The sequence below is a fragment of the Haladaptatus salinisoli genome, assembly GCF_020614375.1.
Taxonomy (GTDB): Archaea; Halobacteriota; Halobacteria; order Halobacteriales; family Haladaptataceae; genus Haladaptatus; species Haladaptatus salinisoli.
In genome coordinates this window covers 1-13180 of record NZ_CP085330.1, presented here as the reverse complement: position 1 = coordinate 13180, position 13180 = coordinate 1, and the positions used below count along the sequence as shown (strand labels likewise).

The 13180-nt window shown below is 61.6% G+C and carries 13 protein-coding genes; 6 read left to right on the top strand and 7 right to left on the bottom strand.

What is annotated here, in order from left to right:
• Positions 1 to 13: 13 nt before the first annotated feature.
• Positions 14 to 388, bottom strand: coding sequence for a DUF4112 domain-containing protein (locus LIX00_RS20520; RefSeq protein ID WP_227356898.1), 375 nt, complete (start codon positions 386 to 388; stop codon positions 14 to 16).
• Positions 389 to 506: 118 nt separating this feature from the next.
• Between LIX00_RS20520 and LIX00_RS20515 the strand changes: the two genes are divergently transcribed.
• Positions 507 to 1292: a ferredoxin--NADP reductase gene (locus LIX00_RS20515; protein ID WP_227356897.1), complete on the top strand. Its 786-nt coding sequence runs from the start codon at positions 507 to 509 to the stop codon at positions 1290 to 1292.
• Here LIX00_RS20515 and LIX00_RS20510 read toward each other — a convergent pair.
• Positions 1289 to 1711, bottom strand: coding sequence for a VOC family protein (locus tag LIX00_RS20510; protein WP_227356896.1), 423 nt, complete (start codon positions 1709 to 1711; stop codon positions 1289 to 1291). The genes LIX00_RS20515 and LIX00_RS20510 overlap by 4 nt on opposite strands.
• Positions 1712 to 1882: 171 nt before the next feature.
• On the opposite strand from LIX00_RS20510, the gene LIX00_RS20505 reads away from it, so the two are divergent.
• The 4 genes from LIX00_RS20505 (at position 1883) to LIX00_RS20490 (ending at position 7806) form a co-directional block, all read left to right on the top strand.
• Complete coding sequence (locus tag LIX00_RS20505) at positions 1883 to 3478, top strand: response regulator (RefSeq protein ID WP_227356895.1); 1596 nt, start codon at positions 1883 to 1885, stop codon at positions 3476 to 3478.
• Between the two features lie 282 nt (positions 3479 to 3760).
• Entirely contained in the window at positions 3761 to 4567 is an 807-nt protein-coding gene (locus LIX00_RS20500) for a DUF8054 domain-containing protein (protein ID WP_227356894.1), read from the top strand.
• Between the two features lie 530 nt (positions 4568 to 5097).
• Positions 5098 to 5340, top strand: a complete 243-nt coding sequence (locus tag LIX00_RS20495) for a hypothetical protein (protein ID WP_227356893.1) — start codon at positions 5098 to 5100, stop codon at positions 5338 to 5340.
• 1224 nt (positions 5341 to 6564) lie between these two features.
• On the top strand, positions 6565 to 7806 hold the full coding sequence (locus LIX00_RS20490; protein ID WP_227356892.1) for an orc1/cdc6 family replication initiation protein: 1242 nt from the start codon (positions 6565 to 6567) through the stop codon (positions 7804 to 7806).
• Between the two features lie 439 nt (positions 7807 to 8245).
• On the opposite strand, the gene LIX00_RS20485 is transcribed toward LIX00_RS20490, so the two are convergent.
• Positions 8246 to 9238 (bottom strand): S1C family serine protease, encoded by a 993-nt coding sequence (locus LIX00_RS20485; protein WP_227356891.1) that lies wholly within the window; start codon positions 9236 to 9238, stop codon positions 8246 to 8248.
• 262 nt (positions 9239 to 9500) lie between these two features.
• On the opposite strand from LIX00_RS20485, the gene LIX00_RS20480 reads away from it, so the two are divergent.
• Positions 9501 to 10109: a hypothetical protein gene (locus tag LIX00_RS20480; protein ID WP_227356890.1), complete on the top strand. Its 609-nt coding sequence runs from the start codon at positions 9501 to 9503 to the stop codon at positions 10107 to 10109.
• Positions 10110 to 10120: 11 nt separating this feature from the next.
• Here the strand turns inward: LIX00_RS20480 and LIX00_RS20475 are convergent, their stop codons facing one another.
• The 4 genes from LIX00_RS20475 to LIX00_RS20460 form a co-directional block, all read right to left on the bottom strand.
• The gene (locus LIX00_RS20475; protein ID WP_227356889.1) at positions 10121 to 10912 is read right to left on the bottom strand and encodes a hypothetical protein; all 792 of its coding nucleotides are present in this window, start codon (positions 10910 to 10912) and stop codon (positions 10121 to 10123) included.
• A 1-nt stretch (position 10913) separates the two neighbouring features.
• The gene (locus LIX00_RS20470; protein WP_227356888.1) at positions 10914 to 11468 is read right to left on the bottom strand and encodes a class I SAM-dependent methyltransferase; all 555 of its coding nucleotides are present in this window, start codon (positions 11466 to 11468) and stop codon (positions 10914 to 10916) included.
• Positions 11469 to 11796: 328 nt separating this feature from the next.
• A complete protein-coding gene (locus LIX00_RS20465; RefSeq protein WP_227356887.1) occupies positions 11797 to 12171 on the bottom strand; it encodes a DUF7970 domain-containing protein in 375 nt (124 codons plus the stop codon).
• Positions 12168 to 13004, bottom strand: coding sequence for a ParA family protein (locus LIX00_RS20460; RefSeq protein ID WP_227356886.1), 837 nt, complete (start codon positions 13002 to 13004; stop codon positions 12168 to 12170). Before LIX00_RS20460 ends, LIX00_RS20465 begins: the two co-directional genes overlap by 4 nt.
• Between the last annotated feature and the right edge of the window lie 176 nt (positions 13005 to 13180).

Below are 13180 nucleotides of genomic sequence, written 5' to 3'. Positions count from 1 at the left end.
CCGAGCGCGAACTTCAGTAGCGTTCGACGTGCTTTTCGAGCAGTTCGCGGTTGCGGCGGTTCGCCTTCCACGTGGCGTCGAAGAGCGACCCGAGGATGGGTACCGACCCGCCGAGCGCGTCGACGAGGACGTTCGCAACCATTCGGGCGAGAACGTGCCGGGGAACGTCCATCAGATACGCCTCCACGACGATGTAGAGCGAGATGAGCGCGCTGGCGGCGTCGCCGCCGACCGGGAGGAGGCCGAGAACCGGGTCGAGGCCGAATCGGAAGTTCGTGCCGGGGACGCGGAACGCCTCGTCCAGCAGGCGGCTCACCGTCCGCACTCGCCGCATGGAACGCCGTTTGTTCCGGGGCAAGTCGTCGGGGAGGTCGGACACGTCTACCATGGGATAGCTCAGTCTCCGTCGCAGTTATGCCCTGCGGCCACTCCGCGAAGTCGGTGAACTCCTCGGGAGGGGGCTCTCGGCCGGTTCGTTTACGGGTCGCACGGACTTTGCATCACCCATGCGAGAGGTCGAAATCGCGTCGATACATCAGATGACGCCGCGAGTGAAACAGTTCCGGTTGGTCGACGACGAACCGTTCGATTTCGAACCCGGCCAGCACACGCGCCTCCACTTCGAACGAGACGCGGAGGAGAAGGAAGGCGACGGGGACGGAAGCGGTGACGAGGGCGGAAGCAGCGACGGAAACAGCGAGGGCGGAGGGGGCGACGAGGACGACGAAGTGGTTCGTCCCTACACCGCGACGTCGCTTCCGGGGACGAACAGCATCACGCTGGCGATAAAGCGATACGACGACGGCACCGCCTCGGTGTACATGCACGACCGGGAACCCGGCGATACGATCCGAATCGAGGACCTCGGCGGGAACCTCTACCTCCGAAATTTCGACACCGACGTGGCGTTCGTCTCGACCGGCACCGGCATCACGCCCACGGTGGCGATGCTAAAGCGGTACCTTCGAGCGGGCGAGGGGCGAGCGACCTTCCTCTACGGCGAGAAAACGCAGGAGGACATCATGTACCGCGAAACGCTCGATCAGCTAGAAGCGGAACACGAGAACCTCACCGTGGCCTACTCGCTCTCGGAAGCGGAGTGGGAGGGACGAACCGGACACGTTCAAGAGCACGTCGAAGCGGTGGTTCCCGACCCCGATTCCACCGACTTCTACCTCTGCGGCGTGCCGGAGATGGTCGTCGAAACGAAGGAGAAACTCGCGGACATCGGGGTTCCCGACGAATCGGTGTACAGCGAGGGATGGGAAGGCGACGCGGTGTCCGAGGACTAGTCGGCCTCGTCGGCCTCGTCGAACTCCCAGTGGGGATTCCACGCGACCTCCCAGAGGTGACCGTCGGGGTCGGCGAAGTAGCCGGAGTACCCTCCCCAGTCGGTATCGCGCGCCGGTTTCACTAGCTCCGCGCCCGCCGCGACCGCCTCGTCGAGAACCGCGTCCGCTTCCGCCTTCGATTCGACGTTGTGGGCGAGCGTAACCCCCTCGAACCCGCTTCCGTCGGGGGAGACGGTCGCGTCTTCGGCGAGCAGTTCCCGCGGATAAAGGGCGAGCCACGCTCCCGCCAACTCGAAGAAGGCGATGGGGGAGTCGTCCGCTCGTTCTCGCATCGGAAGTCCGAGACCCGCTTCGTAGAACCGAACGGACGCTTCGAAGTCGGATACGCCGAGCGTGACGATGCTGATTCGAGGATCCATGCTTCACCTACGCGAACGGCCGGGATAAACCCGCTCGAACGCGGTTGAAGCGGCGGAGGAGACGGAGGCGGCGGAAACGACCGTCGGTGACCGTCAGTTGATACCATCGGTTGGAAATCAGGAGACAGGACAAAGTTATTTATCGGTCACCTGCAAGACCAGTAGTGTAGGATGGAACGTCGCCCTGTCCGGGTGTTGCACGTCGAAGATAACGAGTTCTTCGCGACGGTCGCGTCGAACGTCCTCAGGGAAGAACACCCCAACGTGACGGTTCACACCGAGAACCACCCAACGGAGGCCCTGGCCCGCCTCGAACGAGAGCAGTTCGACTGCGTCGTCAGTGATTACGAGATGCCGGAGATGAACGGGCTCGAACTGCTCGATGCGGTCAGGCGGGCGAGCCCGGAGATTCCGTTCATTCTCATGACCGGGGGCGGGAGCGAGGAGACGGCGAGCGAGGCGATTTCGGCCGGCGTCACCGACTATCTCCGGAAAGGAACGGGGCGTCGTCAGTTCGTCGCGCTCGCGAATCGAATCGAAAACGCCGTCTCCCACCGACGCGCCGAGCGAGCCGTCCGCAGACAGCTCGACATCAACGACCTCATATGGGACGTCAGCCAGTCGCTTCTCGAAGCCACGACCCGCGAGGAAATCGAAGAATCCGTCTGCGAACGTCTCGCGGGCTCCGAATCGTATCTCCACGCGTGGATAGGGGACGTGGACGACGGGAAGGTCGTTCCGCGCGTCTCCGCCGAAACCGAGGGAGGGTGTTCCGACGCCGCGTTCCGCGACGAAACGACGGGAGCCGAGTCCGAGTCCGCCTCGCGCGCTGTCGAACTCGGGGAGATACGGATCAACCGGAACGTCGCCGCGGACTCGCCCGAGCGACGGTGGGAACAGACGCTCGAGCGTGACTACTGCTGTAGAGCCGCGATTCCGCTCCAGTACGGGGATTCCGTCTACGGCGTGCTGAACGTGTACGCCGACCACCCGCACGCGTTCGACGAAACCGAACGGCGCGTTCTCTCGAAGTTCGGAAACAGCGTCGCGTACGCGATAAATTCGATTCGAACGCGACAGGAGTTGCTCCGCCGAGAGCAGCGGCTTCAGGTGTTCAACCGTATTCTGCGCCACAACCTCCGGAACGACCTGAACGTCGTACTCGGTCACGCGGACAACCTCGTGGAATCGATTCCGGAGACGGCGGAGAGCGCCGAGATTATAAAACGGAAAGCGACCGAGCTGATCGACGTCAGCGAGAAGGCTCGCGAAATCGGGGAGACGCTCGACAGAAAGAGCAAAACGAGGACGACCACCGAAATCACGGGCATCGTCGAACGCGCCTGTTCCGACCTCCGGGAATCGTATCCGAACGTGAAACTCACCGCCGACCTCCCGGATGCCGCCTGGGTGTACGGCGACAAGACGCTGGATACCGTCGTAAACGAGATACTGGAAAACGCGGTCGAACACAACGACCGGGAGAATCCCATCGTTACTATCGCGGCGGCGACCGTCGAATCGAACCGAGGCAAGTGGATAGACGTAACCGTGACCGACGACGGTCCGGGGATTCCGAAGGAAGAACGGTCGGTGCTTAGCGAGGGTCGGGAGACGGCACTTCAGCACGGAAGCGGACTCGGTCTCTGGTTGACGAACTGGGTCGTCGGGAAATTCGGCGGTGAACTCGCGTTCGACTCGAACCGACCGCGAGGGAGCGCCGTGACGATTCGCCTTCCGAGTGCGGAACCGTCCGAACGACGGTAGCAACCGGGACGAGAACGGTGATAGCGAGATGCGGGGGTCTCCGGATCCGTCGCCTGAGACGACGTCCGCCTTTTACGACGCCCCGTCTATTCTCCCGCTTTCCCCCTCTTTCCCGTCTATTCCCCGCTTTCCTCGCCCTCCCTCACCTTTCTTCGTCTGCTCCGCCTTTTCTTGCCTTCCCCGCTTTCCTCGCCTTCTCCGCCGATTCTCGCCTTTTCCGGATTTTTTCAGACGTGTTTAGCAATAAGTATATATTGTCGAAGCGGAATAGTAGCGAACGAAATGAGTACGGAGCTTCCGAGATTCGTCGACCGTTTCCGGCAGCCGGAGTACACGGGGGAGAACCGCTGTACTCCCTGTACGATAGTCAACGTGACGATAGCCGTCTTCGCTAGCGCGGGGTTGATGTTCGTCACGCCGGTCCTCGGCGTCGCTTTTTTCGCTTTCAGTCTGGCAGCGATCTACCTCCGCGGGTATCTCGTGCCAGGGACGCCAGCGCTCACGAAGAAGTACTTCCCCGACCGGCTACTGCGGCTGTTCGACAAGCACGAGGTGGCGACGCCCGCCCCGCAGGAGACCGACCGCGAACCCGAGGAAGTGCTCACCGAGGCGAACGTCATCGCCCCGTGCGAAGACATCGACGACCTCTGTCTCGACGAGGAGTTCCGAACGACGTGGCACGACGCCATGGAACGCGTCACGGAGGAAGGTGCCGAAAAGAGCGACCTGAGTCGCATCCTCGGCGCGGACGAGGAGGATCTGGAGTTCGAAGAACACGACAGCGCCTTCCTCGCACGAATCGACGGTCGACGGCTCGGGCAGTGGGAGTCTCACGCCGCGCTGGTCGCCGACCTCGCCGCTGCTCGCGTCCTCAGCGGCCGCTACGGCGACTGGGACGAACTCACCGTGGACAACCAGAGTCGCATCTTGAGCGGTCTTCGTATCTTCCTCGAGACGTGTCCGGAGTGCGGCGGCACTATCGCGGCGGAACAAGAGACGGTCGAATCCTGCTGTCGCTCGATGGAGGTCGTGGCCGCGACCTGCGAGGGGTGTGACGCGCGTATCTTGGAAGTCGAGCAGAATCTCTGAGTCGAGACCTTTCGAGTCGTTTCGAGCCGGATTATCGGGCGGTGTTTTCGATTTGGTGGTTTTTGGGTTAGAGGTTTTGAGTCGAGTTTTTCGAGCCGAACGACGGTTTCGAGAAGGAGCTTCCAAACGCGACGACGGAGACCGCGACACCGCGATTTCCGTTGTTTCGGTGGGGAAATCGTTCGGCGAATTTCGAGTTACCTGCTTCGCCGTTCCGCCGATTTGCGGTTTCTCCGACTTGTCGTTTCGCCGCTTCGCCGATTTGTTGATTTTCCGCTTCGTCGATTTGTTGATTTGCCGATTCGCCGGTTTGCCGACTCTTCGATTCTCGTCCTTCGACCCTTCGGCTGCTTCGGTTCGGACGGTTGCGGAACGTGCGACGAGGCCGAGTATCCGTTTCGCCGACGGTGTCCGTTCGGCGCTCCTCGAACACCATCATTTCCGCTGTTCTGGCGGAGACGGCATCGTCGAAGAACGGTCGTCTGACGGTTCGAACGGCGGTAGTTCGGAACAGCGAGGGTCGAGTTCCGATGCGGACGCTCGGACGACGATGGGGGTCGTTCGAATCCGGGAAAGGAGTCCCGACCGAGTCGTCACCCGAAGAGCGCGCCGTACGCGTCCGAATCGGCATCGACCGCGTCCGAACCGTTCGCGGTTGTCGCGTCGCCATCCTCGTGTCGAATCGACCCCACGGTTTCCGCTGTTTCTCGACCGGTTCGAACCTGGGGAGATGGAACCAAGGAGGCGGAATTCAGGGGGCGGAGTTCGAGTAACGGGCCGATTTGCCGGAACACTGACCCCGTGATTTCCGCTGTTTGGTCGAAGGTAATTGGACGAGCGACGAACGGCGGTAGACGGCGGTGAGTGACGACGGGAGGTAGCGAGTGACGATAGGAAGTAGAAGAGTCGCGGCGATGAGCGGCGGTGATAAGCGGCAACGGGTGAACGACGCGAGTCGAGTCTCGTCAGCAATGCGTCGGAGTGATCGAGACGCTGTGAGCGCGTTATTCCGAGAGAACGTGAGCGATTCTCTCGTTTCGTACGTTCGATTCGAACGCGGAGTTCACGAGCGTCGGTTGCCGAACACCCACCCCGTCGTTTCCGTTGTTCTCGTCGGGCGGGAAGGGTGACGAGAATCGGAAAGCGGGCCTCGACGAGAAACAATATCGACGAGAAACGACACCGGCGGGAAACGATACCGACGATAACGGTAAAACCGCCGATCGGAGGGAAGACGGCCGACGGAAACAACAATAATCTAGTTGAACTCAGTTTAACTTACTCTATGTTCTTGTACTACGGATATGGTTGAACGGAGTACCTAATAAAACTATCGTCTTTTCAGAGGCTCTTTTTTCGCTACCATACCCTCCCCCCCGACAAAACACAGGAAATCGTGGGGCGGGTGTGTTTTTATAAAGAACGGGAGAAACACCGAACGTCGAGCAGACGCGTCCCTTCTGATTCGACGCGTATACGTCCCCGCAACCGCTTCAAACCCTTCTTTCCGCTTTTTACCTCGCGCTTACCCCGCCGTTTCCGCTGTCCGCCTTTCTCGTCGGTCGACTGCTAGGTGAAGTCGGCCGCGTCTGTACTTTGTCCGTACTCCGCGCAGGGAGAGCCTACAAGGGAAACGTCCTCCGGTCGTGCACTCCTTCAGACGTACGACAATCGAACGTCTCGAACATCAGAAGTCATGACCGGCGGAAATCACAACTGCGGAAATCACAACTGCGGAAATCACGACCGTCAACGAAGAGGATCGGCGACGAAGACCGACGCGGAGGACGGGTGTCGATCCGGAACTTCGAATCGGAATCTCGAACCGGAACACCGAACCAAAACATCGAACAAGAACACGGAATCAGAACACCGAATTCGGTACGGACATCGGAAACAGCGCACCCCTTTCGACCCGCGGAATACTTAAACACCGAGAAACAGAAGAAACAACGGACGGCCCAGTTTTATATACCATTCGGTGAAAAGGTTCGGTAATGTCATCGTTCAGTTTCGACCGAGATAACTCCCTCTACAAAAATCGGGATGCTCTCCTGGAGGAGTACACGCCCAACAATCTCGTCGGTCGGGACGACGAACTGGAGGAGTATCACGCCGCGCTTCAGCCGATAATCAACGGCGAGGCACCGTCGAACATCTTCCTCTACGGGAAAAGCGGCGTCGGAAAGACCGCCGCGACGCGATTCCTGCTCAAGCAGCTCCAAGAGGACGCCGCCCGATACGACGATATTTCGCTTTCGGTCATCGAGATCAACTGCGATGGACTCAATTCGAGCTATCAGGTCGCGGTTCGACTCGTCAACACGCTCCGCGACCCCGCCGACCAGATCAGCAACACCGGCTACCCGCAGGCGCAGGTGTACAGTTTCCTGTGGGACGAACTCGACAAACTCGGCGGAACGATCATCATCGTCCTCGACGAGGTCGACCACATAAACGACAACTCCATCCTCTATCAGATTCCGCGTGCGCGGAGCAACGGTTACCTCGAACACGCCAAAATCGGACTCATCGGTATCAGCAACGACCTCTCGTTCCGCGACTCCCTGTCGGCGAAAGTTCGTTCGTCGCTCTGCGAGAAGGAGGTCTCGTTTCCGCCGTACAACGCGACGGAACTGCAGAAGGTGCTTCGCCAGCGCGATCAAGTCGCGTTCCACGAGAGCGCGCTCGCGGAGGACGTGATTCCGCTCTGCGCCGCCTACGGTGCACAGGACGCCGGTGACGCCCGGCAAGCGCTCGACCTGCTCCTCGAAGCCGGCGACCTCGCGCGGAAGGACGCCGCGGAACAAGTCGTCGACCAGCACGTCCAAGAGGCGCGGCGGAAACTCGAACGCGACCGGATCATGGAGGGCGTCGCGGACCTCACGCAACACGCCCGACTCATCCTTTACGCGCTCACGTCCATCGAAGCCGAGGGGAACACCCCCGCCCGGTCGCGCGACATCCGCCCGCGCTACGAACAGTTGTGTAACCACATCGGCACGGAAGCTCTCACGAGCAGACGAATGCGCGACCATCTCGCGGACCTCGCGATGCTCGGCGTCATCTCCTCGACGGAGAAAAACGAGGGGATGTCGGGCGGTAAGTACCGCGAACACGCCCTGAAACAGGACCTGCAACTCGTCGTCAGCGCGCTCGAAGAAACCATCGAACTCGCCGGCGTCCACGAGAGCATCCGTCCGTACTACCAATCGCTCGTCGAAGAAAACGAGAGCTAATCGACGACGCGAATCGCCGCTACCGATTCGGCTACCAGCGCCAAATTCGGCCCGTCTCGGAACTACTCTTCGTTTTCGCTTGACGGCGTGGCGTCAGACACCACCGTTTCCGCTGTTTGGCTGCCTCCACTCCCTTTTTGGCAGTCTCCTCTCTTTCCTGTAATCGTCTCCTTTCCCCAACCGTCTTCTTCCCTATAACCGTCCCCTTTCTCCTGTCTTCTTTCTCCAATCGTCCCCTTTCTCCAATCGTCCCCTTTCTCTAACCGTCTTCTTTCCTCCCTTCGTCCTCTTCGCAACAACGTCTTTTTCCCGTAAGCGCCCTCTCCTACCGCCTCCCCTCGACCCCGACCGCTAGTCGAACCCCACTATTTCCGTTGTTTCCGAAACACTCGACGGTTCGAATTAACACCACCGTTTCCGTTGTTTTCTCGGCTCACGATCACTCCACGGCGACGCTGACGCCGCCGCGACCGGAGTCCTTCGGCCGTTCTCCGAGGGTTACCGGTTCGGTCGTCCGCCGTCCGTTTCTCACGAGTTCGACCTCGACCACCTCGCCGGGTTGGGTTTCCGTGATGAGGTAGCGCATCAGTTCCTCGTGGGAGCGGACGGGCCGGTCGTCTACGCCGACGATAACGTCACCGCCGATCGGAATCTCGCGTCCGCGGAGCACGCGAACCGCCTCGCACCCCACGAGGGCACCGCTCGCCGGGCCGAGGCGCACGTCGACGACGAGAACGCCGCCCGTCTCCGTAAGGCCGTTCGCCTCCGCGACGAGCGGGGAAACGTCCAGCGTCGATACCTTGAGGTACGGATGCCGATAGAACCCGTCGTCGACGAGGTCGGGGACGACTCGCTCGGCGATGGCCGCCGAGATGGCGAACCCGATGTTGTCGCCCTGCCGTGCGCGGTTGACGCCCACGACTTCGCCGTCGAGCGTCACGAGCGGGCCGCCGCTGTTCCCGGGATTGATGGCGGCGTCGGTCTGCACCGTGTCGGGGATGGCGAACCCGTTACCCGTCGGAAGCGAGCGATTCGTCCCGCTGACGATACCCGTGGTGATGGTTCCGTCGAGACCCATCGGATTTCCGAGGGCGGCGACTCGTTGCCCCGGTTTCGGCTCGTTCGCGGTCATCGGGAGCGGGTTCGCGTACTCCGGCAGGTCGGTCACCCGTACGACCGCGAGGTCGGTGTCGACGTCCCGGCCGACCACCCGTCCCGTTCGCCAGTCGCCCTCGCTGAACCGGAGTTCCACTTCGTCGGAACCGCTCACGACGTGGTGATTCGTGACGATGTGACCCTCGCGGTCGTAGACGAACCCCGACCCGGCGCCCGACCGCGCCCGTCCGGCGACGTTCCGCGGCGTGACGTAGACGGAGACGACCGAGGGGATGGCGTCGCTGTACAACTGCTCGTACGTTTTCTCCTTGTTCATGCTCCGTTCCGACCGCGGAGGCTCGCTCCGACGACCGGACTTACCTGAGGTTAGGGCCGAACACGTTTAAGTGTGTCACCCGGTGACAGCCGAACGTTTCGCGTCCGTCACCGCGACCGCTCGCGGTAGCGTTCGGCGGACTTCGGCGTGTCGGCTACCGGTCGCCGTAACCGCGGTTCGACGGAGCGCCACCACGCCAAAGGAACTGCGCGCCCAACTTTCCCTCGGGTGAGTTCGATGCCGAACGATCAGGACGATCAAAATGACCGGATCGATCGGAACGACCGGAGGAATCGAACTGATCGAGACGACCGGAAGGACCGAACCGATCGTGACGACGGGGGCGACCGGAACTCCGTCCCGCGATACGGCGGAAAACGGGACGAGTTGCGGACGAGAAGGCGACGGGGTCGCGAGGGAGACGACCGCGAACGCGAGTCCTCCGACCGTGCCGACTCTAGCCGCTACGTTCGAAGCGGACGGCGGTTCGATCAGCGCACCTCCGATCGAGGTAGTCGTCAGGCGTCGGACCGCTTCGATACGCGCCGCCCCTCGCGTTCGACGGCCGAGACCGGAAGCCCCCACGAAGGAAGTCAGCGCGGGAGCCACCGCGAAACGGGCATCGCGGGACGACTCGGCGGACAGCGAGGGAGTCACCACCGACACGGCGATGCCGAGCAGAACGAACCCCACGAGGAGGTACAGTACGGCGGCGAACGCGGCGGCGACGAGCGCGACCGCCGATACGGAAGTCGGCGCGGGAACAGTTCCCGGCGAAGAGGCCGCCGCCGATGACCGCGGGTGGGCTGGAAAAGGTACGTACTTCTTCGACACCGGGATGCTCGGAGAACACCGCTGCGGAATAATATAGCGAAATGTGATTTATTGTCCCTTCGCGTCCCGCTGAACGTACCGAACCAACTGCCCGCCGTACTCGCCGTCCACTTCGAACGTCCTCCGCCTATCGACCCGCGCTCGGTTGAACTGTCGTCGCTCCGTCCGGTAGACTCGACGACGCCCGTCGTGTGCGACGACGAGGTGGTAGTCGACGGAATCGAACCGTTCTCGTAGCTTCGCATCGACGTTCGTCCCTACCGTCCGGTCGGCGTCGAGAACCGACCGATTCGCCTCGATACCGTCCTCGGAGACGTTCAACAACTCGTATCGTTTCGTCCGTTTTCGTCCGCGATCCGTCTCCTTCTCGCGGACGCCGACGACCCACTTTCGCTCGATGCGCCCCGTTCGAACCACGCGGCTCGGCGTGAGCAGCGACGGTCGGTTCACCACACCGATCTGGAACTCGATTCGGTCGGCGACCATCAGTCGATTGAACGCGCTTCGATTCGTCCGATACACCTCCGTCTCGTCCGCTTCGATACCGTCGACGTAACTTCGGTTTCCGTGTCGAATCCTCACCCGAAACTCGACCTCCGGAAGTCCTTCGAGCTGTTTCCCGGTGACGGAGGCGTTGCCCCGCTCCCCTTCGCGCGGAAGGTCGTCCGCGAGTCGCGGGTTTCTCACCGAGATATCGTCTTGCGTGACGACGAGCAGTGCTCCCGACGGGCCGACGACTCGCTTTCGCGTCACGACGCCCCGGAGCGGCGGGAGTGGATGTTCGACGCACCCGGCGCTCGAAGCCAACGCCAGCGCGCCGAGCAGGGATCGACGGTTCATCTCAGCGACGGGCGACGAGCACGAACGTCTCCGGTCGTTCGACTCCGCATCGAATTTCGAATCCGGCGGACTCGACCATCTCGCGCGCCGTTTCGAGAGCGTAGCGCTCCTCGACCGGCGGCCCGCTCTCGCCGCGACCCTCTGCGCTCCAGTCGGCGAGGACTGCACGCCCGTCCGGTCGGACGACGCGGGCGACTTCCGCCAGAGCGTCCTCGCTGGCGAACTCGTGGAACGTCATCGTGGAGAACACGGCGTCGAGTTCGCCGCCTTCGAACGGCAGGTCGACGACGTCCGCCGTGACGAGCGAGACGTTTTCGGGAACGCCCTTCTCTCGGTACCGGTCGTGCATCGCCTCCTGTACGTCCACGGCAAACACGCGGTCGACGAAGGGCGCGATATCGTCAGTGTAGAATCCGGTACCGCTCCCGAGGTCGGCGACGATATCGCCACCGGACCCGTCGAGATACCCGACCAACTCGTCGCGGGAGACGTATCGATATCGCTCCGTGTCCTCCAGTTTGCTCGCCCGCTCCGGATCGAACGTGTGAAAACCCATTTCGTCTTCTCTCCGACCGGTGGCACAATAAAAGGTATTCTTCGGACGAATTATCGAGAGCCTGCCACACGAACCATCGATGCGAGTCGGTTCGATGCTACCGCCGAATCTCCGAACCGAGTCGGTCGGCCGACCACGCCGCCGGGGAATCCGGCTCGGCCGACCGGAAGGATCCGTCCTTCCTCCTGTCCCGCCTCTCGAACTCGCTTCTCCGGACCGGCTGGCTAATCTGTTCCGACAGCCGTATTAACTCGATAGCTACCTTTCCACCTTGGTAGATAGATGTTCAGAAAGCTTTCGAGATATCCGCAAGACGTAGGCTACTTCGTCACCGACGACCGTACCCCCATTCCTCCATCACGCGTTGCACGTCGTCCGCGTTCTCCAGTCCGGCACGGATGAGAGCTTCGCGTACGTCGAGCGCCATCACCTTGTCGCCGCCGAACGTCTGGCTCAGTTCCCGTTCGAGGTCGTCGATCTCCGCCGCGGTCTCGTCTTGGACGTACACCGGCACTGCTTCCCGGTCGGCTTTCACGGTTCTGCGGGCGAAGATGAACGGGAGCGCCTCGGTGTTCGAGTCGGTCGTCGCGGAGTTCGCGTTCGTCGCGTCGGTGTCGGCACTCGTAGTCGTTTCCGCGGCGTAACTGTCGAAATCGTCGCCGTAGTCGTCGTCGGTCGCGCCGTAGCGGTCGTCTTTGGTCATGCTTCGACCTCCGGTATCTCGACGGTCCCGTGCTCGATGATTTGAGCGAGGTGCTCGAAGTTCGAGAGGAGGTCGTGTTCGTACTCGCGCAAGTCGCGCGTTTCGTCGCTCTCCGCGAACTCGAACACGCTCATCTGGTTCTTCCACGCCTCTTTCAACACGTCGCGCTTTCGCACGCCGAACGGCGTCACCGGTTTTCCGTCGACTTCCAACTCCTCGCGCGTGTCCCGGTAGATGTTGGAGTCGCCCACTTCGTTCGGGACGACGGCGAGGATTCCGAGCGTGAAACTGTCGTCGAACTTTCGAAATCCGCGCTCCATGCTGTCGAGCGTATCTTCCAACCCTTCGATGGAGATGCTCCCTTTTCGCGTGAGTTCGATGGGGATGACGACGTTTCGCGCCGCGACGAGCGCGTTGTCCACGAGCACGTTCAGCGTCGCGGGCGGATCGATGATGAAGTAGTCGTACTCGGCCGCCACGGATTTGAGCGCGGAGCGAAGTTGGAACTCTCGAAGCGAGGTGTTTCGCGCGGCCATCTCGCTTTCGATGTTCGCGAGCCCTTCGTGCGACGGCAGGAGGTCGAAATCTCCCGCCTCCACGATGAGCGAGCGAACGTCCTTCTCGTCGTCCAGAAGGACGTGGCCGAGATGGTCCCGGTCGCCGGTCTTCAACTCCTGGTAGCCGACGTGGTCGGTCAAGCTGCCCAGTTGGGGATCCAGGTCTATCACGAGCACCCGCTCGCCCCGTCGTCCCAGCGCGGCGGCTACGTTGGTCGCCATGGTCGTCTTGCCGACCCCGCCGGATTCGCTCCACAGTGTGATGGCCCGTTTCATACAGTCGGTCGTTATACGCTTACCCCTCATAAAATCTCGTCAGACAACAGGGTTGAACTATTCGGATAGCTACCTAGATAGCTATCTATGCGGATAGAAATACAGATATCTTTCTGGATATCCGGAAGCAGTGGTGGTGTTCCGCTCTTTGGCGTCTCGTAGCCGGAAAACTCCGT